The organism is Pseudomonas sp. LH1G9 (genome assembly GCF_002949975.1).
Classification (GTDB): domain Bacteria; phylum Pseudomonadota; class Gammaproteobacteria; order Pseudomonadales; family Pseudomonadaceae; genus Aquipseudomonas; species Aquipseudomonas veronii.
Map to the genome: position 1 here is coordinate 5440653 of NZ_CP026880.1, position 25847 is coordinate 5466499.

Consider the following 25847-nt stretch of genomic DNA (forward strand, 5'->3'; position numbering starts at 1 on the left):
CGGCCTTCGGCCGGTCCAACCGGCCAAATTTCGTACACCAAGCCACGCCGGATTTCCCGCGTGGCTTGTTGTTTTTTGACGCGCCTGCGGGCGCCCAGAGAGAAGAGGCACGACGATGAGTGCATTGGTTGGCGTGATCATGGGCTCCAAGTCCGATTGGTCCACCCTTAGCCACACCGCCGATATGCTGGAAAAACTCGGCATTCCGTATGAAGTGAAAGTGGTCTCTGCCCACCGCACCCCGGATTTGCTGTTCCAGTATGCCGATGAAGCAGAATCCCGTGGCATCGAGGTGATCATCGCCGGTGCCGGCGGTGCAGCGCACCTGCCAGGCATGTGTGCGGCCAAGACCCACCTGCCGGTACTCGGCGTGCCGGTGCAGTCGTCGATGCTCTCGGGCGTGGATTCGCTGTTGTCCATCGTGCAGATGCCGGCCGGTATCCCGGTGGCGACCCTGGCGATCGGCAAGGCCGGCGCAATCAACGCCGCCTTGCTGTCCGCCAGCATCCTGGGCGCCAAGCACCCGCAGTTCCACGCGATGCTGAAAAAATTCCGTGCTGAGCAGACAGACAGCGTGCTGGACAATCCAGACCCACGTATCGCCTGAGGTTGTTGACGATGAAAATCGGTGTAATCGGTGGCGGCCAACTGGGTCGCATGCTGGCCCTGGCGGGAACGCCGCTGGGGATGAACTTCGCTTTCCTGGACCCGGCGCCGGATGCCTGTGCGGCCGCGTTGGGTGAACACCTGCGCGCTGACTACAGCGACCCGGACCACCTGCGCCAACTGGCCGAAGAAGTCGACCTGGTGACCTTCGAGTTCGAAAGCGTCCCGGCCGAAACCGTGGCCTTCCTCTCGCAGTTCGTGCCGGTCTACCCGAGCGCCGAAGCCTTGCGCATCGCCCGTGACCGCTGGTTCGAGAAGAGCATGTTCAAGGACCTGGGCATTCCGACCCCGGCCTTCGCCGATATCCAGTCCCAGGCGGACCTGGACGCGGCCGTCGCCAGCATCGGCCTGCCGGCCGTGCTGAAAACCCGCACCCTGGGTTACGACGGCAAGGGCCAGAAAGTCCTGCGCACCGCCGCCGATGTGGTCGGCACCTTCGCCGAACTGGGCAGCGTGGCCTGCCTGTTGGAAGGCTTCGTGCCGTTCACCGGCGAAGTTTCGCTGATCGCCGTGCGTGCCCGCGATGGCGAGACCCGCTTCTACCCGTTGGTCCACAACACCCACGACAACGGCATTCTCAAACTGTCCGTGGCCAGCACCGACCATCCGTTGCAGGCCCTGGCCGAAGACTATTCCAGCCGTGTGCTCAAGCAGCTGGAATATGTCGGCGTGATGGCGTTCGAGTTCTTTGAAGTCGACGGTGGCCTGAAGGCCAACGAAATCGCCCCGCGCGTGCACAACTCCGGGCACTGGACCACCGAAGGCGCCGAGTGCAGCCAGTTCGAGAACCACCTGCGCGCGGTGGCGGGCTTGCCGCTGGGCTCCACAGCCAAGGTGGGCGAGAGCGCCATGCTCAACTTCATCGGCGTGGTCCCGCCAGTTGAAAAAGTCATCGCCATCGACGACTGCCACCTGCATCACTACGGCAAGGCTTTCAAGACCGGGCGCAAGGTCGGCCACGCCAACCTGCGTTGCCAGGACCGCGCGACGCTGCAAGCGCAGATCCTCAAGGTCGAAGCGTTGATCGCCGAGCAATAATCCCGGGAGCGGCGGGAACCATTGGCGGCCGCCGTCTCTCTGATTGCAGGATGATAAAGCCTGGCTAGGCTTTTTCATGACTCACATTCAATCAGAGGGAAATGCCATGGGTATCATCGGAACCATCTTTATCGGCCTGATCGTCGGCCTGCTGGCGCGTTTCCTCAAGCCCGGCGACGACAGCATGGGCTGGATCATGACCATCCTGCTGGGTATCGCCGGCTCCCTTGCCGCCACCTACGGCGGTCAGGCACTGGGTATCTACCAGGCAGGCCAGGGCGCGGGTTTCATCGGCGCATTGGTGGGTGCCATTGTGCTGCTGGTGATCTACGGCCTGATCAAAAAGAACTAATCGAGCGACAAAGTCCTCTGCGCTGCGCAGGCGCAGAGGGCTAGAATGCCGGCACTGTTTACCTTGTCGAGCTCCTCCATGCGCCGTCTCCTCTTGATGTTTCTCCTGCTGGGCCCAGGCCTGGCTCATGCTGGCGAACTGCCGGAAACCGACTGGCTCGACCTGATGCCGCTGTCGGACCAGAAAGCCCTCGAACAAATGCCGGAAATCGACCACAACTCCCCCGAAGCCCAGGGCACCTTCACCGACAAAGGTGGCTTGAAGCAGAGCAAAGGGTTGCCGGCGGTGATGTATTCCACCAAGACCGTGGCCGCCATGAACGGCAAGAACATCCGCATCGGCGGTTACCCGGTGCCTTTGGAAACCGACGCCAAGGGCCGCAGCACCCTGTTTTTCCTGGTGCCGTACCCAGGCGCGTGCATCCACGTGCCGCCACCGCCGCCGAACCAATTGGTGCTGGTGCGTTACCCCAAGGGGTTGAAGCTGGATGATATCTACACGCCGCTGTGGGTCACGGGTACGTTGAAGGTGGAGACGGTCAATAACGACCTGGCCGATGCGGCGTATGCGCTGGATGCGGGCAAGGTGCGGGTGGTGAAGGAGTCGGATCTCTAAACCACAACACCGACCAATGTGGGAGGGAGCTTGCTCCCACATTTTGATTGGGTTTACAAAGCGCTACTGGTGATGCTCACGCCCAAGGTGTGGCTTTCGCCCGGCGCCAGCGCCACCACGTCATCCAGCACATTCGCCGTCTCGATGCACAGCATGCCCTGCCAGCCGTCGTCGGCCATGTCGTCGAAGGCTTTGGCACGTTCGGTCCAGGGGTTCCAGATCACGGTCGAGTGGGAGCCTTCGCTGCTGAGCCGGACGCGCCGCTGCCAGTCGTTATCGACGATGTGCAACTGCGCGGGGGTGTCGAGGTAGATGCGGTCGGTCTCGGCGCCGAAGTGCAGCGGCCCAGCCTGTTGCCGGGTGGCCCAGCCGTCGGCGGTATCGATATACGCAAGCCCGTCCAGGCCCTCGACCTGCACGTTGCGCACATCGCTCACGGCGAAGTAGGTGTGCAACGCCTGGCTGAGGGTCACGGTGTCGGTGCCACGGTTATGACTGGTCAGGCCGATGTGCAGGTGATCGTCCAGGCGCAGGCTCAGCTTCAGGTCGACCTGATGCGGCCAGCCGGGGAAGCCGCCCGCGGGCACGGGGAGCACCAGGTCGACGCGCAGGGTGTCGCCTTCGAGTTCGGTGGCGGCCAATTCCCAGAGTGCAGTACGCACGAAACCGTGGGCGCCCGCGGGCTGGTCGCTCTGGCGCATGGCCTGCACGCTGTGCGGGTTGCGATCGAACACGCCGAACCACGGCCAGCACACCGGTACGCCGGTGCGGATGCCTTTGCCGGCCTTGAAGACGGCTGCCTTGTTCGGCCAGATCAGCGGCTGTTCGCCTGCGCGTTGGTAACTGAAGAGGTGCGCGCCCTGTTGGGCCACCATCAGCTCGGCGCCGTTGTGGCGGATGCGCCAGCAGTCCAGCTCGTCGATTTTCACGGATTCAACGTGGGGCGTCGGCATAACAAAGCACTCTTAATAGCAGGCAATGGGGCAATTGACCGTCAAAACCCGGCGAGGTTTAACGCGCTCGCGACGGTACCGAACGGGTGCGGCCGCTGCCATCGATGGCGACGAACACGAACACCGCCTCGGTGACCTTGCGCCATTCGCTGGACAGCGGGTCGTCGCTCCACACTTCGACCATCATCTGGATCGAGCTGCGGCCGATTTCCAGGGCCTGGGTATAGAAGGACAATTGCGCGCCCACGGCCACCGGCACCAGGAACGCCATGCGATCAATGGCCACGGTGGCGACACGCCCGCCTGCGACCTTGCTGGCCATGGCCGTACCGGCCAGGTCCATCTGCGAGACCAGCCAGCCGCCGAAGATATCGCCGAAACCGTTGGTTTCACGCGGAAGTGCGGTGATTTGCAGGGCGAGATCGCCTTGTGGGATGGGATCTTCTTGTTCGAGTTCGATCATGCCGAGGGTGCCTCTGAGCCGTGACGCTTCATGGGTGTTTCAAATGGATAGCCGTCTTGTAGAAAAACATTTCAGCACCAACGCACGACGCGAGCTGTGTTTCTCGTAAGGCGTACTAAAGGGAAACTCTGCCAAACCGGCTGGATGGCACCCAACGGCGTTTTGGCACAGCAGCCCCTCAAGACTGCGGGTCTGGCGCTTGCAAGGGCCGAGTATATCGAGACGCTGGCGTCGCGACGACCTCTCGGCGCTCATTTGGTCGGTAAATAGACGCTGTAACGGAGCTTTTTCCGGCAACTGTTCTCCTGCCCTGGTTGACCGACTCCCTACGCCGTGAATAGTTCACCGCGCTGCGCTATCAACCGTTCGACGCTGTGCTTTTTCCGGCGATTTGCTATCTTGCCAGACCGCCGCAAGTCCAGGGCGTGCCGTCTTTATTACGCTGATTACTATAAGAGAAGCCTTGCCATGTCCTCCGTGCCCGCAAGCAGTGCGCAACCGTCGCGCCCGCTGACCCGCAACGACTACAAAACCCTGTCGCTGTCTGCCTTGGGCGGGGCGCTGGAGTTCTACGACTTCATCATCTTCGTGTTTTTCGCCACCGTGGTCGGAAAACTGTTCTTCCCCGCCGACATGCCCGAGTGGCTGCGCATGATGCAGACCTTCGGCATCTTCGCCGCCGGTTACCTGGCGCGGCCCCTGGGCGGCATCATCATGGCGCACTTCGGTGACCTGCTGGGGCGCAAGAAAATGTTCACCCTGAGCATCTTCATGATGGCCGTGCCGACCCTGATCATGGGCCTGCTGCCGACCTACGCGCAGATCGGCCTGTGGGCGCCGATCCTGTTGCTGTTGATGCGCGTGATCCAGGGCGCGGCGATCGGCGGCGAAGTCCCGGGCGCCTGGGTGTTCGTCTCCGAACACGTGCCGCCACGCCACATCGGCTACGCCTGCGGCACCCTGACCAGCGGCCTCACCGCCGGCATCCTGTTGGGTTCGCTGGTGGCCACCGCCATCAACACGCTCTACAGCCCGGAGCAGGTCTCCGATTACGCCTGGCGTATCCCGTTCCTGCTCGGCGGTGTGTTCGGCCTGCTGTCGGTGTACTTGCGCCGCTGGCTGCATGAAACGCCGATCTTCGCCGAGATGCAGCAACGCAAGGCTCTGGCCGCCGAACTGCCGCTGCGCGCGGTACTGCGCGACCACCGTGGCGCCATCGTGCTGTCGATGCTACTGACCTGGCTGCTGTCGGCCGGCGTGGTAGTCGTCATCCTGATGACCCCGACCGTGCTGCAGACCCTCTACCACTTCAGCCCGACCGTTGCGCTGCAAGCCAACAGCCTGGCCATCGTGACCCTGAGCCTGGGCTGCATTGCCTCCGGCGCCCTGGCCGACCGCTTCGGTGCCGGCCGCATACTGGTGGTCGGTTGCGCACTGTTGCTGGCGACCTCCTGGACGCTGTATCACAGCCTGCTGGACCACCCTGACTGGCTGTTCCCGCTGTACGCCCTGACCGGCCTGTTTGTCGGCACCATCGGCGTGGTGCCCTACGTGATGGTGAAAGCCTTCCCACCGGTGGTGCGCTTCAGCGGGTTGTCGTTCTCCTACAACGTGGCCTACGCCGTGTTTGGCGGGCTGACGCCGTTGGCGGTGTCGCTGCTGATGAAAGAAAGCCCGATGGGCCCGGCCTACTACGTTGCCGTCCTGTGCGTGATGGGGATGGGGGTGGGTGGGTATCTGTGGAAGCGCGGGCGGTAGATAGCTTTAGTCATGATGGGGTGTCGTTTCATTGGTTATCCAATGTCCATGCTGACTTTCTATGTCACGCGCCAAGTCGAGAGTCTGGTTTGGCATTCTGATACGGGTAAGCGCGCGCCCCCGGTCAGCATATTTTCCAGTGCCGTTGCTGCAACGGCATTATTGATGACCTGATATTCGACCATTAGGTCGAGTAACCAAAGCGCACCATGCACTTGCAGTCCGTCCCGAATGGCCTGGCGACGGAGCTTTCCATCTCCAGTGAGTAGCGGTCTTCCGGTTGCTTGTGCGAGCAAGTAGCAGGAAACGTCAGCCAAGGAACTGTTGTTGTGTTCGACTTTAAGCGTTAAGAGCTTCTGCACACCGCCTTCGTCAAATGCCTCGACAACCAGCCCCCGAGCGAGCAGTTCATCGTGGGGGAAGTCCTCAAGTTCGTGCATCACGAAATCGGTACAGCACAGAGTGAATGGCAGCCTGAACATATGCTCCAGCAATCCCGCATTTCTGAAGTCAATCCAGATATTGGTGTCGCTGATATAGATCAGGCTCATGCACTCTCCAGTGAGCCCAAAAAATTGGGGTCTAGAGCCTTTATTGGGCGCCGCAGTAACTCTGCCGCTCTTGATTTGGTGATAAGGCCCTCCGCCAATCCCCAGAACACCAGTGATTCGAAACGCTGGGGCGGCTTGCAAGGTAGCGGTTCGGGTTCCGCCTTGCGCCAACCGTTGCTACTGAATTGGATGGCTAGGGATTTGTAACCACCTTCCCCCAGTAGATTGAGGTCCTTCAATCGACGGAGTGCTGCATGCATTGAGAGCCCATATTGGCGTTTGGCTATCAAGAGTTCACGGGGGTGGACGCGTGAACGTTGATGGCTCCCAAAATCGCCGGTGACGCTTTTAGCTGGATATAGAAAAGCCCCCGCAAAGCGGTGACAGCAGTTTTCTTTATCTCGCTCGGGCATATCGTCGGGCAGTTTCATTACCCAGTGCCCCAATTCATGGGCTGCGGTGAAGCGGATACGCTCACCTGGCCGCTGGGCATTCAATGCGATCAGTACATGTTCGCCCTCATTAGTGGCTGCGCAGGCACCATCGAAATCATCGGGCCCCGCCAGCATTACTACCTTGATGCCATGCTCTTCCAATTGCTCAGTCAGATGGGCGATAGGATCTTCACCGATGCCCCAATATTTGCGGAGCTGATCTGCGGCTCGTTCAGCGTCGTCAATTGAGGACACCGACAGCATTTGTGCGGGAGTTTTGGCAGTCTGGATATCCAACGGATCGAAGCACTCTTCAAGGGCGATGTACCGCTCTAGATGCTCGCGGATCTGTTCCTCAACCTGTACTTGGCGGTATTTGGGCATTTTCGCCAGTTTGCGGAACTCCAGCGGCGCGAGTGGCAGTGCTTGGGGGCGGAAAAAATACTCAGGGCTCACCTCCAGCGCCTTTGCCAATTGTAGAAGGCGCCGCGAGTTCGGGGTACTCAACCCTTTTTCATATTTGCTCAGGCCTTGCTTGGTTATATCGCCGAGACTGAGCGCCAGTGCTTCCAGCGACATGCCACGCAATAGCCTTGCGCGGCGAATCCGGTCATTGATCATGTGCGATCTCCTTAGGTTGACAAGACTATGCTTTGGTTTTGTTTTGTCAACCTGGGACTCGCCGTTCGCTGGTCAGGCTGCAGGCAGCGTTGATGAAGCAACGATTACAAAGTGTTTCTAAATTCAAGCAACATGAGCGTTGCCGCCCCGCACACTCCAGTTGTTCCGCATATTTCTCGCGCCTAGCCTGGTTCCTTTCCAATACTGGCCTTTCATCTAATTGTCATATTCCAGACATAGAGTGTTCACACGGCCTATCAATACTTGGCCCCGATCCAACTATCCCTATCTGCTAGGAGTAAGGCATGAAACTGAAGCGTTTGATGGCGGCAATGACTTTTGTCGCTGCTGGCGTTGCGACTGCCCACGCGGTGGCCGCTGGTGTTGACCCGGCTATTCCGGCTTACACGAAGACCACTGGTGTGTCGGGCAACTTGTCCAGCGTCGGTTCCGATACCCTGGCTAACCTGATGACCCTGTGGGCCGAGGGTTACAAAAAGGAATACCCGAACGTCAACATCCAGATTCAAGCTGCTGGTTCTGCCACTGCGCCACCTGCGCTGACTGAAGGCACCTCCAACCTGGGCCCGATGAGCCGCAAGATGAAGGACACCGAACTGGCGGCCTTCGAGCAGAAGTACGGCTACAAGCCAACTGCTATCCCGGTTGCCGTGGATGCCCTGGCCGTGTTCGTACACAAGGACAACCCGATCAAGCACCTGACCATGGAACAAGTCGACGCGATCTTCTCCTCGACTCGCCTGTGCGGTGCCAAAGCCGACGTCAAAACCTGGGGCGACCTGGGTGTGACCGGCGACCTGGCCAACAAGCCAGTGCAACTGTTCGGTCGTAACTCGGTATCCGGCACCTACGGCTACTTCAAAGAAGAAGCCCTGTGCAAAGGCGACTACAAGCCTAACGTGAACGAACAACCAGGCTCGGCTTCGGTCGTGCAGTCGATCAGCTCCTCGCTGAACGGCATCGGTTACTCGGGCATCGGCTACAAGACCGCCAGCGTGAAGACCGTGGCCCTGGCCAAGAAAGGCAGCACTGACTTCATCGAAGACAGCGAAGAAAACGCCCTGAACGGCAAATACCCGCTGTCGCGTTTCCTCTACGTTTACGTCAACAAAGCCCCGAACAAGCCGCTGGCGCCGCTGGAAGCCGAGTTCGTGAAGCTGGTTCTGTCCAAGCAGGGCCAGGAAGTTGTGGTCAAGGACGGCTACATCCCACTGCCAGCCAAAGTTGCCGCCAAGGCACTGGCTGACCTGGGTCTGAAAGAAGGCAACTAAGTTGCTGGGCCGGGTAAAACCGGCCGTTCTGTAGGAGCGGGCTTGCTCGCGAAAGATGATAGAGCACCGCGTTTATTCAGAAGCGGCGCGTTATCGTTAACGCTCTTCGCGAGCAAGCTCGCTCCTACAGAAACTCCTAATTTTTAGTCCGCTGCCGGCTCTGCCATGCGGCGGATTTCTTGCGTCACTGCATTGTCATCTTTCTGTCATACAGGACCGCTAGGGTGTGCGCATGAATGATCTGGCCAATTCCACTATGACGACGACTTCTCCCCCCAAGCGTATTGACTTCAATACGCCTGAGTTGCAACGCAAGCGCCGCATTCGCGCGCTCAAGGATCGCCTGACCCGTTGGTACGTGTTGATCGGCGGCCTCGCCGTCCTCGGCGCTATCACCCTGATCTTCTTCTTCCTGGCCTACGTGGTCGCGCCCTTGTTCCAGGGCGCCTCGTTGACCAAGGAAGCCGCGCTGACACCGGCGTGGATACAAGACGCGGGCAAGCCGTTGATGATCTCGCTGGAAGAACAGAACCAAGTCGCCATGCGGGTTTCCGACAAAGGCCAGGCGCTGTTCTTCGACGTGAGCACCGGCGCCGAACTCAAGCGCATCGACCTGCCGCTGGCGGCCGGCGTCAGCGTCGTGTCGATTGGTAAAGACCAGCCGGGCAGCCCGCTGGTGATCCTCGGTTTGTCCAATGGCCAGTCCCTGGTGTTCCGTCACACCTACAAGGTGTCCTACCCGGACGGCAAGAAGACCATCAGCCCGGCCATCGAATACCCTTACGGCGAAACGCCGATTGTGCTGGATGACGCCGGTCGCCCGCTGGAACACGTCGCGCTGAACGTCACCGACACCTCGCTGGTGGTGGCCGGTTCGGCCGGTTCGCACTTGAACGTGCTGTCCCTGAGCCGTGAAGAAAACATGATGACCGGCGAAGTCACCAGCGAGCAGAAGCGTATCGAGCTGCCGCAGATGACCGAGCCGGTGAAGGCGATCTTCATCGACCCACGCCAGCAATGGCTGTACGTGATCAACGGCCGTGCCCTGGCGGATGTGTTCAGCCTGCGCGACAAGAGCCTCAACGGTCGCTATAAACTGCTGGAAGACGGCGACGCCGAAATCACCGCCAGCACCCAACTGGTGGGCGGTATCTCGCTGATCGTCGGTAACTCCAAGGGCGGCCTGGCCCAGTGGTTCATGGCCCGTGACCCGGATGGCGAACAGCGCCTGAAGCAGATCCGCACCTTCGAGATGGGCACTGCGCCCATTGTTGAAATCACCGCCGAAGAACGTCGCAAAGGCTTCACCGCCCTCGACGCTTCCGGCAAGTTCGGCGTGTTCCACAGCACCGCCCACCGCACCCTGCTGGTGGACCCGGTGGTCGATGGCCCGGGCGTGTTCGGCCTGTCGCCACGGGCCAACCGTGTGATCGTCGAAGCCGACGGCAAGCTGCAACCGTTGCTGCTGGACAACCCGCACCCGGAAGTGTCGTGGAGCGCGCTGTGGAGCAAGGTCTGGTACGAAAACTACGACGAGCCTAAATACGTCTGGCAATCGACCGCCGCCAACACCGATTTCGAACCCAAGATGAGCCTCGCGCCGCTGACCTTCGGTACGCTGAAGGCCGCGTTCTACGCCATGTTGCTGGCCGCGCCGCTGGCCGTTGCCGCAGCGATCTACACTGCGTACTTCATGGCGCCGGGCCTGCGCCGCAAGGTCAAGCCGGTGATCGAGCTGATGGAAGCGATGCCGACGGTGATCCTCGGCTTCTTCGCCGGCCTGTTCCTCGCGCCGTATGTCGAAGGGCATCTACCGGGGATTTTCAGCCTGCTGATGCTGGTGCCGATTGGCATCCTGGTGGCCGGTTTTATCTTCAGCCGCCTGCCTGAGTCCATTCGCCTGCGGGTTCCCGATGGCTGGGAAAGCGCGATCCTGATCCCGGTGATCCTGTTTGTGGGCTGGCTCTCGCTGTACATGAGCCCGTACCTGGAAACCTGGTTCTTCGGCGGCGACATGCGGATGTGGATCTCCCATGACCTGGGCATCACCTATGACCAGCGCAACGCCCTGGTCGTCGGCCTGGCGATGGGGTTCGCGGTGATCCCGAACATCTACTCCATCGCCGAAGACGCCGTGTTCAGCGTGCCGCGCGGCCTGACCCTGGGCTCTTTGGCCCTGGGCGCCACGCCGTGGCAGACCATGACCCGCGTGGTCATCCTGACCGCCAGCCCGGGGATTTTCTCGGCGCTGATGATCGGCATGGGCCGCGCCGTGGGCGAGACCATGATCGTGCTTATGGCCACCGGTAACACTCCGGTGATGGAGATGAACCTGTTCGAAGGCCTGCGCACCCTGGCGGCCAACGTCGCGGTGGAAATGCCCGAGTCGGAAGTGGGCGGCAGTCACTACCGCGTGCTGTTCCTCTCGGCGCTGGTGCTGCTGTTGTTCACCTTCATCATGAACACCCTCGCCGAGCTGATTCGTCAGCGTCTGCGCAAGAAATACTCGTCGCTTTAAGAAAGGTAGAAGTCTGTGAAACAGAACTCCCTGAATGGATGGTTCAAGAGCGGCGCCCCCGGCGTCTGGATCAGCGGTGGCGCGGTGTCCATCGCGGTCATCATGACCCTTGGTTTGCTGGCTGTGATTGCGGTGCGTGGTTTGGGCCACTTCTGGCCGGCTGACCTGATCCAGGCCAACTACGATGTCCCGGGCCAGGCCAACCATATCGTCATCGGCGAAGTGGTACAGAAAGAAGAAGTGCCGCGCGAGCGCCTGAAAAGCGCTGGCCTGCCCGTGCCCGACGTGGGCCCGGAATTCATGACCCGCGAGCTGATCAAAGTCGGTAACCGCGATCTGAATGGCAACGACTTCACATGGATCGTCGGCGAATGGCTGAAGAACCAGACCAAGCCGCTGGAATTGATGACCATCGAGCGCCGTGAGTGGGGCAACTTCTACGGCACCCTGGTCAACGTCAAGCAGGATGGCAAGGTCATCGCCGAAGGCCAGGCTGCGTGGCCGGAGCTGCAGGCTCGGGTCGACCGCGTGAACAAGCTGGCGGCCCAGCTCAAGACCCTTGAGAAGTCCGACATCGGCGCGATCAACGCCGGTCTTGAACGTATCCGTCTGCACGGTCGCAAGCTGGAACTGGAAGGCAAGCTCGACGCCGCCGCCCAGGCCGACATGGACTCGGGCCGCGCCGAACTGAATGCCCGTTACCAGGACATCGAAGCGCGCCTGGCCGACCTGCACGCCCAATTCAACCGCGACGCCTTGACTGCCCGCGATGCGAACGGCAAGGAAGTCGAAATCGGCATCGGCAAAGTGGTCCACGCCTATCAGCCGAACGCCATGGGCACGATGACCAAGATCGGCTTCTACTTCAGCAAGGTCTGGGAGTTCCTCAGCGACGACCCACGGGAAGCCAACACCGAAGGCGGGATCTTCCCGGCGATCTTCGGCACCGTGATGATGACTCTGATCATGGCGATGATCGTGACCCCATTCGGCGTGCTGGCGGCGGTGTACCTGCGTGAATACGCCAAGCAGAACGCCCTGACGCGGATCATCCGCATCGCCGTGAACAACCTGGCGGGCGTACCGGCCATCGTTTACGGCGTGTTCGGCCTGGGCTTCTTCGTGTATGTATTGGGTGGCTCGGTTGACCGCCTGTTCTTCGCCGAAGCCCTGCCGGCCCCGACCTTCGGTACGCCGGGCCTGTTGTGGGCGTCGCTGACCCTGGCGCTGCTGGCGGTGCCGGTGGTGATCGTGGCTACCGAAGAAGGCCTGGCGCGGATTCCTCGCACTGTGCGCGAAGGCTCGCTGGCACTCGGCGCGACCAAGGCGGAAACGCTGTGGAAGATCGTGCTGCCGATGGCCAGCCCGGCGATGATGACCGGCATGATCCTCGCCGTGGCGCGTGCCGCCGGTGAAGTAGCGCCGCTGATGCTGGTGGGCGTGGTCAAGCTGGCCCCGTCGCTGCCGCTGGACGGCAACTACCCTTACTTGCACCTTGACCAGAAGATCATGCACCTGGGCTTCCATATTTATGACGTCGGCTTCCAGAGCCCCAACGTCGAGGCCGCAAGGCCGCTGGTATATGCCACCGCGCTGTTGCTGGTGCTGGTGATCGCCACGCTCAACTTGTCGGCGGTGTGGATCCGTAACCACCTGCGCGAGAAGTACAAGGCGTTGGACAGTTAATTGAAGTAAACGCGGACTCAATGTGGGAGGGGGCTTGCCCCCGATAGCGGCGTATCAGAAACACATATGCTGGCTGACACACTGCTATCGGGGGCAAGCCCCCTCCCACACTAGACCACGATATACGCAGAATTTGAGTAAACCGTCCCCGGCGGTTCAACAACACGAATTGGTAGCACAGGGAGCATCCCATGCAACAAGAAACCCATTCCCATGGCATCAACATGTCTGCCCTGGGTCGTGACAAGCAGAGCCTGAGCCTGGCCCAGGAAACCGTGGCCATCGAAGTGCCGGGCCTGAGCCTGTACTACGGCGACAAACAGGCGCTGTTCGACGTCAGCATGAACATCCCCAAGCAGCGCGTGACCGCCTTCATCGGCCCGTCGGGCTGCGGCAAGTCCACGCTGCTGCGCACCTTCAACCGCATGAACGACCTGGTCGACGGTTGCCGCGTGGACGGTGCGATCAACCTCTACGGCAGCAACATCTACCGCAAGGGTGAAGACGTGGCCGAGCTGCGTCGCCGGGTGGGCATGGTGTTCCAGAAGCCCAACCCGTTCCCCAAGACCATCTACGAAAACGTGGTCTACGGCTTGCGCATCCAGGGCATCAACAAGAAGCGCATCCTCGATGAAGCGGTCGAATGGGCGCTTAAAGGCGCGGCGCTGTGGGACGAGGTCAAGGACCGCCTGCACGACTCCGCACTCGGCCTGTCCGGCGGCCAGCAACAACGCCTGGTGATCGCGCGTACCATCGCCGTGGAACCGGAAGTGCTGCTGCTCGACGAACCTTGCTCGGCACTCGACCCGATCTCGACGTTGAAAGTCGAAGAACTGATCTACGAGCTCAAGTCCAAGTTCACCATCGTCATCGTGACTCACAACATGCAACAGGCGGCGCGGGTTTCCGACTACACCGCGTTCATGTACATGGGCAAGCTGGTGGAGTTCGGCGATACCGATACCCTGTTCACCAATCCGGCGAAGAAACAGACCGAAGACTACATCACCGGTCGCTACGGCTAGGAAGCTGTGGTTCAGATTGCATTGACGCTGCGGTTCTCCGCACCTTTCCGGACGCTCCAAGGACGCCAACATGATTAGCAAAGAAGGCCTTACCCACCACATCTCCGCGCAGTTCAACGCCGAGCTTGAGGAAGTGCGCAGCCACCTCCTGGCGATGGGCGGGCTGGTGGAGAAGCAAGTCAACGATGCGGTCACCGCGCTGATCGAGGCCGACTCGGGCCTGGCCCAGCAAGTGCGCGAGATCGATGACCAGATCAACCAGATGGAACGCAATATCGACGAAGAATGCCTGCGCATTCTCGCTCGTCGCCAGCCGGCGGCTTCCGACCTGCGCTTGATCATCAGTATTTCCAAGTCGGTGATCGACCTTGAGCGTATCGGCGATGAATCCACCAAGATCGCCCGCCGCGCCATCCAACTGTGCGAAGAAGGTGAAGCGCCGCGCGGTTATGTGGAAGTGCGGCATATCGGTGACCAGGTGCGCAACATGGTGCGCGATGCCCTGGACGCGTTTGCCCGTTTCGACGCCGAACTGGCGTTGTCGGTGGCCCAGTACGACAAGATCATCGACCGTGAGTACAAGACCGCCCTGCGCGAGCTGGCCACCTACATGATGGAAGACCCCCGCTCTATCACACGGGTCTTGAGCATTATCTGGGTGCTGCGTTCGCTGGAGCGGATCGGCGACCACGCGCGCAATATCTCGGAGTTGGTGATCTATCTGGTGCGTGGCACCGACGTGCGGCACATGGGCCTCAAGCGCATGAAAGCCGAAGTTGAAGGATCTACCGATCAAATCCCTAATGTTCCGGGCGAATCTGACGATAAGTAAGGTTGCCCGAGATATTAACGCCCGGCCTTTGGTCGGGCGTTTTCGTTTGTGGGCGCTGATTTTTTTGTGCGTGGGGTGAAAGAAAGTCCCAACACGACTACAGAGTTTTGGCAAAATGCCACCAGTCAGGCGTTCTGCGTGCCGCGTTTTTATAGGATAAAGGGTCGATGAGTAAAGTCAGTGTATTGGTGGTGGATGACGCCTCGTTTATTCGCGACCTGGTGAAGAAGTGCCTGCGCAATTACTTCCCCGGGATCAAGATTGAAGATGCGGTGAACGGCAAAAAGGCCCAGGCCATCCTGATGCGCGAAACCTTCGATCTGGTGTTGTGCGACTGGGAAATGCCCGAGATGTCCGGCCTGGAGCTGTTGACCTGGTGCCGTGAGCAACCGCAGCTCAAAGCCATGCCGTTCGTGATGGTGACCAGCCGCGGCGACAAGGAGAACGTGGTGCAGGCGATCCAGGCCGGGGTTTCCGGCTACGTCAGCAAACCGTTCACCAACGAACAGCTGTTGACCAAGGTCAAGCACGCCCTGCACAAGGTCGGGCGCCTCGACGCCCTGGTCGCCAGCGCACCGACCAAGATGAACTCAGCGTTCGGCAACGACTCCCTGAGCGCCCTGACCGGTGGCAAGCCCGAAGCGGTCAAGGTCGCTCCTATCGCGGCGGCTGCACCGAGCAAAGGCCTGCTCAACAGCCCGCCCGTGAAGGCGGCTGCCGCCGCTGCGCCCGCCAGTGGTCGCGGGCAGGGTCAGTTGCGGCTGTCCAGCGGCACCCAGCAATGCGTGATCAAGGGCCTGAGCATCAAGGAAGCGCTGCTGGTGGTCCGTCGCAGTGAGGTCCTGCCTCAGGTACTGGAAAGCGCGGTGCTCGACCTTGAGCAAGGCGACAACGCCGAAGTCGCACGCCTCAACGGCTACCTGCACGCCGTCGTCGCCTTCGAGCCCAAGCCCGACAGCGACTGGCTGCAACTGACCTTCCGCTTTATCGACCAGGATGCACAGAAACTGGACTACATCTCGCGGCTGATCGCGCGGGGTACGGCGCAGAAGCATTTTGTGCCGGGTGCCTGATTCACAGAACGCCACCTGTCCCCTGTGGAAGGGGGCGTGCTCCCGATGGTCTTTCATTCAACATCTTCGTTGGCTGAACTACCGCAATCGCGAGCAAGCCCGCTCCTACATGTGAAGTTCGTTGTTTTCAGTATCGGGTAAATCTCACACGGTCTTGTCATCAAGCCTTGCTAGCCTGCCATTCAGTCCCCCCGGCAGGTTCGCGTCATGCTCATTCGCCTACTGCTGCTCTGCGTATTGGCCACGGTTGCTACCTCGACCCCGGCCATGACCCTCTACAAATCCACCGACGCCAATGGCGAGGTGTTTTTCAGCGACCGGCAAACCCCCGGCGCCCAGGCGTTTGTGATCCGGGAGCGGGAGGCCGTGCGCGTGCAACGGCCGGTGCTCGACCGGCCAAGGCCCGGTTATCCCCAGCAGGCCTGCCGCTACCCCTTGCCCTGGCGCGGCGGGCCGTTTCGCCTGAGCCAAGGCCCCAACGGCAGCTTTAGTCATACCGACGCCAAAAGCCGCTACGCCATGGACATTGCCATGCCCGAAGGCACGCCGATCATTGCGGCGCGCAGCGGCAGGGTGGTGAAGATCGAGAATGACCAGGCCGGGCGCGGCAACGATGCTTCAGGGAATTTCGTGCGGGTGCTGCACGATGACGGCACCCAGGGCGTGTACCTGCACCTCAAGCAAGGTTCGGTCAGCGTCAGGCCGGGGCAGCGGGTGGCGGTGGGCAGTGCGCTGGGGTTGTCGGGCAACACCGGCAACAGCAGCGGGCCGCACCTGCACTTTGTGGTGCAGCAGCGGACCGAGGCGGGGCTGGTATCGATCCCGTATGAGTTCAACCAGCCCGTGGGGGTATTGCCCAATTTTGCCTTGGGCAATTGACGGTCAGTCCAGCAGCAGGACCTTGGCCAACACGATTTTCGGCCCTTTCATCTTCTTGATGATGATCCGCAGGCCTTCAACTTCGAGGACTTCTTCCTCTTCCGGCACCCGCTTGAGGGTGTCGTAGACCAGCCCGGCCAGGGTTTCCGCTTCGATGTGGTCGAGGTCGACGCCAAGCAGGCGTTCCACCTTGAACAGCGGCGTATCGCCGCGTACCAGCAGTTTGCCTGGCTGGTAGGCGAGGATGCCGCGCTCGGCCTTGCGGTGTTCGTCCTGGATATCGCCCACCAGCACTTCGAGCACGTCTTCCATGGTCAGGTAGCCGATGACCTTGCCGTCGGCTTCTTCCACCAGGGCGAAGTGCGCGCCGCCTTTGCGGAACTGCTCCAGCAACTGCGACAGCGGCATGTGCCGCGACACGCGCTCCAGCGGGCGGGTCAGTTCGGCCAGGTTGAACGACTCGGGGAGATGGTCCAGGTTCGCCAGTTCCAGCAGCAGGTCCTTGATGTGCAGCAGGCCCACAAACTCGTTGCGCTGCGCGTCATACACCGGGTAACGGCTGAATTTGTGGCGGCGGAACAGCGCGAGGATTTCCTTGAGCGGAGCGTTGAAGTCCAGGGTCACCAGGTCTTCCCGCGAGTTGGCCCAGTCGACCACTTCCAGTTCGCCCATTTCCACGGCCGAGGCCAAGACGCGCATGCCTTGGTCGCTGGGGTCCTGCCCACGGCTGGAGTGCAGGATCAGCTTGAGTTCTTCGCGGCTGTACTGGTGCTCATGGTGCGGGCCGGGTTCGCCTTGCCCGGCGATCCGCAGGATGGCATTGGCGCTGGCGTTGAGCAGGTAGATTGCCGGGTACATGGCCCAGTAGAACAGGTACAGCGGCACGGCCGTCCACAGCGACAGCAGTTCCGGCTTGCGAATGGCCCAGGACTTGGGCGCCAGTTCACCGACCACGATGTGCAGGTAGGAAATCAGGAAGAAGGCGGAAAAGAACGACACGCCTTTGATCACTTCCGGCGACTCGACGCCAGCGGCGCCCAGCAGCGGCTCGAGGATATGCGCAAACGCCGGCTCGCCGACCCAGCCCAGGCCCAGGGAGGCGAGGGTGATACCCAACTGGCAGGCCGACAGGTAGGCGTCGAGCTGGCGGTGGACGGTGCGCAGGATCTGCCCGCGCCAACCGTTGGTGTGGGCGATGGCCTCGACCCGCGTGGAGCGCAGTTTGACCATGGCAAACTCCGCCGCAACGAAGAACGCGTTGAGCAGTACCAGGATCAGTGCAAAAAGAATCATGCCGAAATCGGCGAAGAGTGTGGCGAGGGTGATACTTGGGGAAGGGTCCATGATGGGGTTTTGCGGGTTCCGTATGTTCAATAGGGGTGACAGGAGCGCCTGAAAGGCGGACACAAGTCGGCCAATGTAGCGGCTGGCGCAGCGCTTGCCTAGTGGTTGCTGCCTGATGGAGCCAGGAATACCTGCGTCGCAACAATGCAATTCCAAATGTGGGAGGGGGCTTGCTCGCACATTTAGTGTTGTATTGTGTCCGGGTTATTCATCATTCACGACCATCCGCGAACGGGTTACCTGGGGCGGCGAAAAATGGCAGGTAAAGGTGCTGCCGTGGCCGAGCACACTGCTGATTTCCAGGCGTGCGCGGTGGCGCAGCAGCACGTGCTTGACGATCGCCAGGCCCAGCCCGGTGCCGCCGGTGTTGGAGTTGCGGCTGGAGTCGACGCGGTAGAAGCGCTCGGTCAGGCGCGGCAGGTGCTTGGCGTCGATGCCGATGCCGGAGTCTTGCACACTCAGGTGCGCGCCCTGGGCGTCGGCCCACCAGCGGATGCGGATATTGCCCTTGTCCGGGGTGTACTTCACGGCGTTGAACACCAGGTTGGAAAACGCGCTGCGCAATTCGCCTTCGCTGCCTTTGAGCAGTACCGACGGGTCGGCTTCCAGGGTGATCTGTTGCCCGCGTTGGCCGGAGAGGGCCTGGGCGTCGTTCTTGATGGTCTGCAACAGGCTTTGCACCGCCACCGGGTGGTTATCCGACGGGTAATCGGTCGCCTCCAGCTTGGCCAGCAACAGCAGGTCATTGAGCAGGGTTTGCATGCGCGAGCCTTGCTGCTGCATCTGCTGCAGGGCGCGGCTCCAGCGCGGGTTGATCTCGTCGACGTTGTCCAGCAGCGTCTCCAGGTAGCCGCAGATCACCGTCAACGGGGTGCGCAGCTCGTGGGAGACGTTGGCAACGAAGTCCTTGCGCATCTGTTCCAGCTGGTGGATGCGGGTTACGTCGCGCACCAGCATCAAGTGTTCGTTGTTGCCGTAGCGCGTCAGGTACAGCTGGATGCGTACGCGGTCGTTGGTGGGCGAGGGAATTTCCAGGGCTTCTTCGTAGTTTTCCTGCTCGAAGTATTCCTTGAAGCGCGGGTGGCGGACCAGGTTGGTCACCGGTTGGCCGCTGTCCTGGGGCGTCTTGAGGCCCAGCAGGGTCTCGGCGGCGCGGTTCCACCATTCGAGGTTGCCGTCGCTGTCGAGCATGATCACTGCGTCTTTCAGCGCGGCGGTGGACTCCTGCACCCGGTCGATCACCGCTTGCAGGCGCCCGCGTACCCGTTGGTCGCGGCGTTGCAGGTGGTAGATGCTGTCGAACACCTCGCCCCACAGGCCGTAGCCGTCGGGTGGTGCTTCATCGGGTTTGTGTTGGCGCAGCCATTCATGCAGGCGCAGCAATTGCTTGAGGGTCCAGCCCAGGTACAGACCAATGCCGACGGCCAGGCTCCAGCCGTATTGGCCGCTGATCAGGCCTACCAGCAAGCAGCCGGTGATCAACAGCAGCAGGTGGCGGATCAGCGTGCCATGCCAGTTTTGGTTCACTTGAACATGCGTCCTTGTCAGCTGTTAAGTCAGGCTCTTGCGTTCAGAAACCGGCTGGCTCAGCCCTTGGTGGAAAACCGATAGCCGGTGCCGCGCACGGTTTGTACCAGATTCTCGTAGGCATCGCCCAGGGCTTTGCGCAGGCGACGGATATGCACGTCCACGGTGCGCTCTTCCACGTACACATTGCCGCCCCACACTTGGTCCAGCAACTGGCCGCGGGTGTAGGCGCGTTCCTGGTGGGTCATGAAGAACTGCAGCAGACGGTATTCGGTCGGGCCCATCTCGGCGGGCTTGCCGTCGATGGTCACGCGGTGGCTGATCGGGTCCAGCAACAGGCCGCCGACTTCGATCGGTGCTTCGCCATCGGTCGGGCCGGCGCGGCGCAGTACGGCTTTCAGGCGTGCGACCAGTTCCCGTGGGGAAAACGGCTTGGTGATGTAGTCATCGGCGCCGACTTCCAGGCCCTGGATCTTGTTGTCTTCTTCGCCCTTGGCCGTGAGCATGATGATCGGGATATCGCCGGTCAGCTCGTCACGCTTGAGGCGCCGCGCCAGTTCGATGCCGGAGGTGCCGGGCAGCATCCAGTCGAGCAGGATCAGGTCCGGTTTGCGGTCGACGATAATGGCATGGGCCTGCTGCGAGTTCTCCGCCTCCAGGCAGTCATAGCCGGCCATTTCCAACGCGACGGCGATCATCTCGCGAATGGGCGCTTCGTCGTCGACGATCAGAATGCTCCTGCCAACCATGCCTAAAGTCCTCTTGTCATTTAACTGTCTTGCGCCGCATTAGATAACGGAATTATTGCAGTCGTGTGACAGTAATTTAGCTGCTCGCGCAATTCCCGCCTGCGTGGACTACGCTTTGGGTCCGAATCCTGACAACCACAAAAGGAAGGTTCCGATGACTTACAGTACTTTTTCTTGGAAGGCCTTGCTGGTCACGGCGGCGTTGACGCTGCCGACCCTGGCATTCGCGGCGGACCCCGCGACGACCAAAGACGGGATACTGGTCGATCACAACGGCATGACGCTCTACACCTTTGCCAAGGACGCCGATGGCAAATCCCTGTGCAACGATAAGTGCGCCGCCAACTGGCCGCCATTGATGGCGGCGTCCACCGACAAGCCCATGGGCAAGTGGACCGTGATCACCCGTGACGACCAGAAGAGTCAGTGGGCCTACAGCGGCAAGCCGCTCTACACCTTCGTCATGGACAAGAAGGCCGGCGACATGACCGGTGAAGGCAAGATGGACGGGGCCTGGAAAGTCGCCAAGCCTTAGTTGGGCCCTCGCGATGAGGGGCCTGGCCCCTCATCGAAAGCCGTAATCCGCGACAATCCCGACAAAGATCGCCAACCCGGCCCAGTGGTTGTGCAAAAACGCCTTGAAGCACTTCATCCGGTCCCTGTCCCGGGTGTACCAGAATTCCCAGGCAAAACAGCCCGCCGCCGCCAGCAACCCCAGGTGGAACCAGCCGCCCAGCTCGAACCGCGCGCCGGCCAGCAACAGGCACGCCAGCGCCAGGCCTTGCAGGGTCAGAATGATCGCCCGGTCGGCGTCGCCAAACAGGATGGCGGTAGACTTCACGCCGATCTTCAAATCGTCGTCGCGGTCGGTCATGGCGTAATAGGTGTCGTAGCCCACCGTCCACAGCACATTAGCGATGTACAGCAGCCACGCGGCGGCAGGCAGGTTGCCGGTTTCGGCGGTGAACGCCATCGGCATGCCCCAGGAAAACGCCGCGCCCAGCACCACTTGCGGGTAATAGGTGTAGCGCTTCATGAACGGATAGCTCGCCGCCAGCGCCAGGCCGCCGAGGGACAGCAGGATGGTCGTCGCGTTGGTCAGCAGCACCAGCAGGAAGCTGATGCCCATCAGCAGCGCGAAAAACACCAGCGCCTCTTTCGAGCTGATCTTGCCGCTGACCAGTGGGCGTTGCTCGGTGCGCTTCACGTGGCCGTCGACCTTGCGGTCGGCCCAGTCGTTGATCACGCAGCCGCCGGCGCGAGTGAGCACCACGCCGAGCACGAAAATCAGGATATTGATCAAGGACGGCGAGCCCTTGCCGGCGATCCACAGCGCCCACAGCGTCGGCCACAGCAGCAGATAGATGCCGATGGGTTTGTCCATGCGCGTCAACTGAATGAAATCCCAGGCCCTGGGGTTCAGACGGTTCAAGGATTTGAGCAGGCGTTGATACATCAGCGGTTCTCCGGGTGGTCATGCACCGCGTGCCACAGGCTCGGCAGGAAAATTTCGGCGACCAGCACGCTCAGCGCCCCGCGATCGAACCGCGAGCGGCGCGCCCACAGCCCGTCGAGCTGATCGGCTGTGGGCAGCCATGGGCGTGGGTAATGGCAGACCTCGATCGCCCGGCGCGTGAAGGCGCGGTCGCAGAACAGCAGCTCGCCCAGGGAGCGGCTCCCCAGCTCGTCCATATGCAACCCGTCGCCTTGCAACGCACTGCGCGACGCCACGCTGCGGGCAAACACCCACGGCTGGCCATGCCCGCGCAAATACACCTCGCGCACCCAACCGATGCTGGCCTGGGGCAGGTCCAGTGCCGCGCACTCATCGTCGCGCAACGGCTGCCAGCCTTCGCACAGCGGCGTCACGCTGAAACTGTCGCTGGACAGCCCCGTCAGGCGCCGCGTCAGCGAGCCCTCGTCGAACAGCCAGTCAAGGGTCAACGGCGCGGGCAGGGGGCTCAGAAGGCTCTGGGTCAGCCATTGGCAAGCATCGGGAAGGGCGATTGAGTGCGGCACGGTGCGTCAATATTGGCAGCAAAAGAGGCCGCGAGCTTACCATGGCGTCCGGCTCTTTTGCCGGGCTGAACCGGTGCCTTGTGTCGATCGTACTTGCATCTGCAGGCCCCGATCAGTACAAAACGCGCTGAGCCGCACGGCAACGCGGGATCTATCGACCGTCGGCCAACCTGCCTGGACCCTGAGGAAGCAAGTAAATGAAGAAGTGGCAATGCATAGTCTGCGGCCTGATCTATGACGAGAAAGAAGGCTGGCCGGACGACGGAATCGCTCCGGGTACCCTGTGGCAGGACGTTCCGGAAGACTGGCTGTGCCCGGACTGCGGCGTGGGCAAAGTGGATTTCGAAATGATTGAAATCGCGTAATCGCGAATTTAAGAAACGTACTACAAGGAGAAAGGAATGAACGCACCTGTCGTGATCATCGGCACAGGGCTCGCCGGTTACAACGTGGCCCGCGAGTTTCGCAAGCTCGACAGCGATACCCCGTTGTTGCTGATCACCGCGGATGATGGGCGCTCCTACTCCAAGCCCATGCTCTCCACCGGCTTTGCCAAGAACAAGGAAGCCGATGGCCTGAGCATGGCTGAACCCGGCGCCATGGCCGAGCAACTCAAGGCCGAGGTACGCACTCATACCCGTATCACCGGTATTGACCCGGGCCACAAGCGCTTGTGGATCGGCGAAGAAGCGGTGACTTACCGCGACCTGGTCCTGGCCTGGGGCGCGGAAACCGTGCGCGTGCCGGTCGAAGGCGACGCCGCGGAGCTGATTTTCCCGATCAACGATCTTGAAGACTACGCCCGCTTTCGCGCGGCAGCCGTCGGTAAACGCCGCGTGCTGCTGCTTGGCGCCGGCCTGATCGGCTGCGAATTCGCCAACGACCTGATCCTCGGCGGCTACGAAATCGACCTGGTGGCACCGTGCGAGCAAGTCATGCCGACCCTGCTGCACCCAGCGGCGGCCGCAGCGGTACAAGCCGGGCTGGAAGGCCTTGGGGCGCGCTTCCACCTGGGCCCGGTGCTCAACCGCCTGCAACGCAGCGCCGAAGGTCTGGAAGCGCACCTGTCGGACGGTGAAGTGATCCAGTGCGACCTGGTGGTCTCGGCCATCGGCCTGCGCCCGCGTGTCGACCTGGCCGCGGCTGCCGGCTTGCAGGTCAACCGTGGGATCGTGGTCGACCGCCACCTCAAGACCTCCCACGCCAACATCTATGCCCTGGGCGACTGCGCCGAGGTCGATGGCCTGAACCTGCTGTACGTCATGCCGCTGATGAGCTGCGCCCGCGCCTTGGCCCAGACGCTGGCGGGCAACGCCACGGCCGTCAGCTACGGGCCGATGCCGGTCACCGTGAAAACCCCGGTCTGCCCGCTGGTGGTTTCGCCACCGCCACGGGGCACCGAAGGCGTGTGGAGCGTCGAAGGGCAGGGCGCCGACATCAAGGCCCTGTGCCGCGATGCCAGCGGCCGCCTGCTGGGCTACGCGCTGACCGGCAGCGCCGTGATGGAAAAACTGGCGTTGAACAAAGAACTTCCGCCGCTGCTGGCGTAAATACCGGTCGTTCTGTCGGAATAACCCTATTTTTCACCCTAGAAAGGTCGCCACGAGACTGGCGCGGCGTCCGAGGGCATGCCATCCTCACTCCCGTCTGCCGCAGAGTAGAGCCTGCGGCGCCTTGGGCGCTGCTCCATTAGAGAGCAGCACGGACATAACAACAAAAAACCGTCAAAGAGGCTTCACTTATGCGTAAACCAGAACTCGCAGCCGCCATCGCTGAAAAAGCGGACCTCACCAAAGAACAGGCGAATCGCGTCCTCAACGCCGTTCTCGAAGAAATCACCGGCGCCCTGCACCGCAAGGACAGCGTCACCCTGGTTGGCTTCGGCACCTTCCTGCAACGCCACCGCGGCGCCCGCACCGGCAAAAACCCGCAAACCGGTGAGCCTGTGAAAATCAAGGCCAGCAATACCGTTGCGTTCAAGCCGGGCAAGTCGCTCAAAGACAGCGTCAACCCGTAATAGCGGTATCGTCTCGAAGGGGGCGGGGAGGTAGAAAAAGTGGGCACGCCGACTGGGTCGGGTGCCCATTTTTTGTGCGCGTGGAAAAGCAATCGAGGCGCAAGGAGGGGGCTCACGGCTTATACAGTTATTAGTATTAGCGGGGCAGAGTTTTTTATTGTTTGTAAAGGACGATTACTTACGCATTGGAACTTAATGGGTACGAGGCGCCACCTATTAGTCGAGATTGCAGGGACGCGCTCAAGACTATTTTAAAGAGGTGTCTCAATGAAACTCACTGATCTAACTTATATTCCTCCAAATACTCCATCACCTCAGCCAACTGTGCCAGGAAACTCAGTTCCGTTGACGTCGGGTAATGGGCAGCAAACGGCTGACTCCTCGAAGATTGTATATGGTTCGAATGCGGGTAACGGAGGGGGTATTGAATATCCCACGGCGAGTAATGAGAAAATAGGTGCTTCTGAGTTAAGTGGCGCTACTAAGGCTGGCGGAGGACGCAGGGGGGGAGGGTCAAGTGGACATGGAGGTTCCGGAAGTGGATCGAATCCAGGTTCGAATCCAGGATCGAATCCAGGATCGAATCCAGGTTCGAATCCAGGTTCGAATCCAGGTTCGAATCCTCTGCCAAATGGGCAAGGAGGTCCGAATCCTCAGGCAAATGGATCAGGGGGCTCCAATCCTCGGTCAAATAAACAAAGAGGCTCCCATCCTCTGCCAAACCCCAAAGCCGCGTCACCTGGTATTAAGGATTCTTTAAAGACCACGCAAAATATTAACGATCTACACGATAAAAATGGGTTCCCGCCGCTCTCTTCTGAACTGGCGTCCAGCGCGCGCAACTCACTTATCAGTGGGGGGGTAAATTCACTGGTGAATATCCCGTTGAGTGTGGGGGAACATATGGCTTCCAAAGCCATCATCGATAGAATCGAAGCGCAAGCTGCGATGCCAGGCGCGGCAAAAAAGAACGCGGACGGCACGACCACGACCGTAGACCCGGCTGCAACAGAAAAGCAAAAAATAGACGCGCGCCTCGAAGACAGTGAAATAAAAACAGAGTTGATGGTCAACCAGATCCTTTCCATTAACGAAGGATCTGAGGCTAATGCGGTTAGTAAAAAATCGGAGGCACCAAAAGACACAGCCGGGCGCTTGACCAATCAAGAAAAAACCATGGATGGCATAGAAGCCCAGTTGCAAGACCTGGGTACACGATACGACCTTGTTTATAAACCGTATGAAGCGCCGAAGTCGTCGGATGCACCGACTGACAAGTCTCGTATGGATGCGATTGAACTGCGCCACAAGCACATGAACAGAATGATTAAAAGATTGATAACGCTTGTAGAATCGGATGTAACGTAGTCTTGATAAACTCTTGATTCAAGAGTGGAGAGTGGCGGATTTGTTTAGGCAAGTCCGCCCTGTCCGT

At 60.8% G+C, this 25847-nt stretch carries 26 protein-coding genes; 17 read left to right on the plus strand and 9 right to left on the minus strand.

Annotation, left to right across the window (positions count from 1 at the left end):
- The first annotated feature begins 115 nt into the window (after window positions 1-115).
- The 4 genes from purE to C5F70_RS25045 all read left to right on the plus strand — a co-directional run bounded on the left by purE (window position 116) and on the right by C5F70_RS25045 (window position 2671).
- Window positions 116-607, plus strand: coding sequence for a 5-(carboxyamino)imidazole ribonucleotide mutase (purE, locus tag C5F70_RS25030; RefSeq protein WP_017850010.1), 492 nt, complete (start codon window positions 116-118; stop codon window positions 605-607).
- Between the two features lie 11 nt (window positions 608-618).
- Window positions 619-1704: a 5-(carboxyamino)imidazole ribonucleotide synthase gene (locus C5F70_RS25035; protein WP_046381615.1), complete on the plus strand. Its 1086-nt coding sequence runs from the start codon at window positions 619-621 to the stop codon at window positions 1702-1704.
- Between the two features lie 106 nt (window positions 1705-1810).
- Window positions 1811-2056 (plus strand): GlsB/YeaQ/YmgE family stress response membrane protein, encoded by a 246-nt coding sequence (locus tag C5F70_RS25040; RefSeq protein WP_046381616.1) that lies wholly within the window; start codon window positions 1811-1813, stop codon window positions 2054-2056.
- A 78-nt stretch (window positions 2057-2134) separates the two neighbouring features.
- The gene (locus C5F70_RS25045; protein ID WP_017850007.1) at window positions 2135-2671 is read left to right on the plus strand and encodes a DUF3299 domain-containing protein; all 537 of its coding nucleotides are present in this window, start codon (window positions 2135-2137) and stop codon (window positions 2669-2671) included.
- Between the two features lie 53 nt (window positions 2672-2724).
- Here C5F70_RS25045 and C5F70_RS25050 read toward each other — a convergent pair whose 3' ends face one another.
- Window positions 2725-3624, minus strand: coding sequence for a D-hexose-6-phosphate mutarotase (locus C5F70_RS25050; protein ID WP_104904229.1), 900 nt, complete (start codon window positions 3622-3624; stop codon window positions 2725-2727).
- 58 nt (window positions 3625-3682) lie between these two features.
- Window positions 3683-4087: an acyl-CoA thioesterase gene (locus C5F70_RS25055; protein ID WP_010566936.1), complete on the minus strand. Its 405-nt coding sequence runs from the start codon at window positions 4085-4087 to the stop codon at window positions 3683-3685.
- Between the two features lie 468 nt (window positions 4088-4555).
- Between C5F70_RS25055 and C5F70_RS25060 the strand changes: the two genes are divergently transcribed.
- Window positions 4556-5845, plus strand: a complete 1290-nt coding sequence (locus tag C5F70_RS25060; RefSeq protein ID WP_017850005.1) for an MFS transporter — start codon at window positions 4556-4558, stop codon at window positions 5843-5845.
- Between the two features lie 59 nt (window positions 5846-5904).
- Here the strand turns inward: C5F70_RS25060 and C5F70_RS25065 are convergent, their stop codons facing one another.
- Window positions 5905-6396, minus strand: coding sequence for a nucleotide-binding protein (locus tag C5F70_RS25065; RefSeq protein ID WP_046485940.1), 492 nt, complete (start codon window positions 6394-6396; stop codon window positions 5905-5907).
- The gene (locus tag C5F70_RS25070) at window positions 6393-7451 is read right to left on the minus strand and encodes a helix-turn-helix domain-containing protein (protein WP_104904230.1); all 1059 of its coding nucleotides are present in this window, start codon (window positions 7449-7451) and stop codon (window positions 6393-6395) included. Before C5F70_RS25070 ends, C5F70_RS25065 begins: the two co-directional genes overlap by 4 nt.
- Window positions 7452-7756: 305 nt before the next feature.
- Between C5F70_RS25070 and C5F70_RS25075 the strand changes: the two genes are divergently transcribed.
- The 7 genes from C5F70_RS25075 (at window position 7757) to C5F70_RS25105 (ending at window position 16756) form a co-directional block, all read left to right on the plus strand.
- The gene (locus tag C5F70_RS25075) at window positions 7757-8743 is read left to right on the plus strand and encodes a phosphate ABC transporter substrate-binding protein PstS (protein ID WP_017850004.1); all 987 of its coding nucleotides are present in this window, start codon (window positions 7757-7759) and stop codon (window positions 8741-8743) included.
- A gap of 484 nt (window positions 8744-9227) precedes the next feature.
- Window positions 9228-11261: an ABC transporter permease subunit gene (locus tag C5F70_RS25080; RefSeq protein ID WP_169884756.1), complete on the plus strand. Its 2034-nt coding sequence runs from the start codon at window positions 9228-9230 to the stop codon at window positions 11259-11261.
- A 15-nt stretch (window positions 11262-11276) separates the two neighbouring features.
- Entirely contained in the window at window positions 11277-12947 is a 1671-nt protein-coding gene (gene pstA, locus C5F70_RS25085) for a phosphate ABC transporter permease PstA (protein ID WP_046485946.1), read from the plus strand.
- A gap of 191 nt (window positions 12948-13138) precedes the next feature.
- The gene (gene pstB / locus C5F70_RS25090; protein WP_017850001.1) at window positions 13139-13972 is read left to right on the plus strand and encodes a phosphate ABC transporter ATP-binding protein PstB; all 834 of its coding nucleotides are present in this window, start codon (window positions 13139-13141) and stop codon (window positions 13970-13972) included.
- 70 nt (window positions 13973-14042) lie between these two features.
- Window positions 14043-14804, plus strand: coding sequence for a phosphate signaling complex protein PhoU (gene phoU / locus C5F70_RS25095; protein ID WP_017850000.1), 762 nt, complete (start codon window positions 14043-14045; stop codon window positions 14802-14804).
- A gap of 167 nt (window positions 14805-14971) precedes the next feature.
- Window positions 14972-15877 carry a response regulator gene (locus C5F70_RS25100; RefSeq protein ID WP_046485961.1) on the plus strand — a complete coding sequence of 302 codons (906 nt, stop codon included), beginning with the start codon at window positions 14972-14974 and terminating at the stop codon, window positions 15875-15877.
- A 207-nt stretch (window positions 15878-16084) separates the two neighbouring features.
- Window positions 16085-16756, plus strand: a complete 672-nt coding sequence (locus C5F70_RS25105) for a M23 family metallopeptidase (protein ID WP_104904231.1) — start codon at window positions 16085-16087, stop codon at window positions 16754-16756.
- Between the two features lie 3 nt (window positions 16757-16759).
- Here C5F70_RS25105 and C5F70_RS25110 read toward each other — a convergent pair whose 3' ends face one another.
- The 3 genes from C5F70_RS25110 to phoB form a co-directional block, all read right to left on the minus strand.
- Window positions 16760-18100 carry a hemolysin family protein gene (locus tag C5F70_RS25110; protein WP_017849997.1) on the minus strand — a complete coding sequence of 447 codons (1341 nt, stop codon included), beginning with the start codon at window positions 18098-18100 and terminating at the stop codon, window positions 16760-16762.
- Between the two features lie 204 nt (window positions 18101-18304).
- Window positions 18305-19627 (minus strand): phosphate regulon sensor histidine kinase PhoR, encoded by a 1323-nt coding sequence (phoR, locus tag C5F70_RS25115; RefSeq protein ID WP_104904232.1) that lies wholly within the window; start codon window positions 19625-19627, stop codon window positions 18305-18307.
- Between the two features lie 59 nt (window positions 19628-19686).
- The gene (gene phoB / locus C5F70_RS25120) at window positions 19687-20376 is read right to left on the minus strand and encodes a phosphate regulon transcriptional regulator PhoB (protein WP_003176964.1); all 690 of its coding nucleotides are present in this window, start codon (window positions 20374-20376) and stop codon (window positions 19687-19689) included.
- Between the two features lie 154 nt (window positions 20377-20530).
- On the opposite strand from phoB, the gene C5F70_RS25125 reads away from it, so the two are divergent.
- Window positions 20531-20911: a hypothetical protein gene (locus C5F70_RS25125; protein WP_017849995.1), complete on the plus strand. Its 381-nt coding sequence runs from the start codon at window positions 20531-20533 to the stop codon at window positions 20909-20911.
- A gap of 30 nt (window positions 20912-20941) precedes the next feature.
- On the opposite strand, the gene ubiA is transcribed toward C5F70_RS25125, so the two are convergent.
- Window positions 20942-21832: a 4-hydroxybenzoate octaprenyltransferase gene (gene ubiA / locus C5F70_RS25130; RefSeq protein ID WP_046485965.1), complete on the minus strand. Its 891-nt coding sequence runs from the start codon at window positions 21830-21832 to the stop codon at window positions 20942-20944.
- Window positions 21832-22395: a chorismate lyase gene (locus C5F70_RS25135; RefSeq protein ID WP_079444949.1), complete on the minus strand. Its 564-nt coding sequence runs from the start codon at window positions 22393-22395 to the stop codon at window positions 21832-21834. The genes ubiA and C5F70_RS25135 overlap by 1 nt, the downstream gene beginning before the upstream one ends.
- Before the next feature lie 197 nt (window positions 22396-22592).
- Here C5F70_RS25135 and C5F70_RS25140 point away from each other — a divergent pair, with 197 nt between their 5' ends.
- From C5F70_RS25140 to C5F70_RS31265, 4 genes are all read left to right on the plus strand, one after another.
- Window positions 22593-22760, plus strand: coding sequence for a rubredoxin (locus tag C5F70_RS25140; protein ID WP_017849992.1), 168 nt, complete (start codon window positions 22593-22595; stop codon window positions 22758-22760).
- A 36-nt stretch (window positions 22761-22796) separates the two neighbouring features.
- Window positions 22797-23945: an NAD(P)/FAD-dependent oxidoreductase gene (locus C5F70_RS25145; protein ID WP_017849991.1), complete on the plus strand. Its 1149-nt coding sequence runs from the start codon at window positions 22797-22799 to the stop codon at window positions 23943-23945.
- Window positions 23946-24136: 191 nt separating this feature from the next.
- Window positions 24137-24412, plus strand: coding sequence for an HU family DNA-binding protein (locus C5F70_RS25150; RefSeq protein ID WP_003213368.1), 276 nt, complete (start codon window positions 24137-24139; stop codon window positions 24410-24412).
- Window positions 24413-24679: 267 nt separating this feature from the next.
- Complete coding sequence (locus C5F70_RS31265) at window positions 24680-25780, plus strand: hypothetical protein (RefSeq protein ID WP_256588306.1); 1101 nt, start codon at window positions 24680-24682, stop codon at window positions 25778-25780.
- Window positions 25781-25847: the final 67 nt, after the last annotated feature.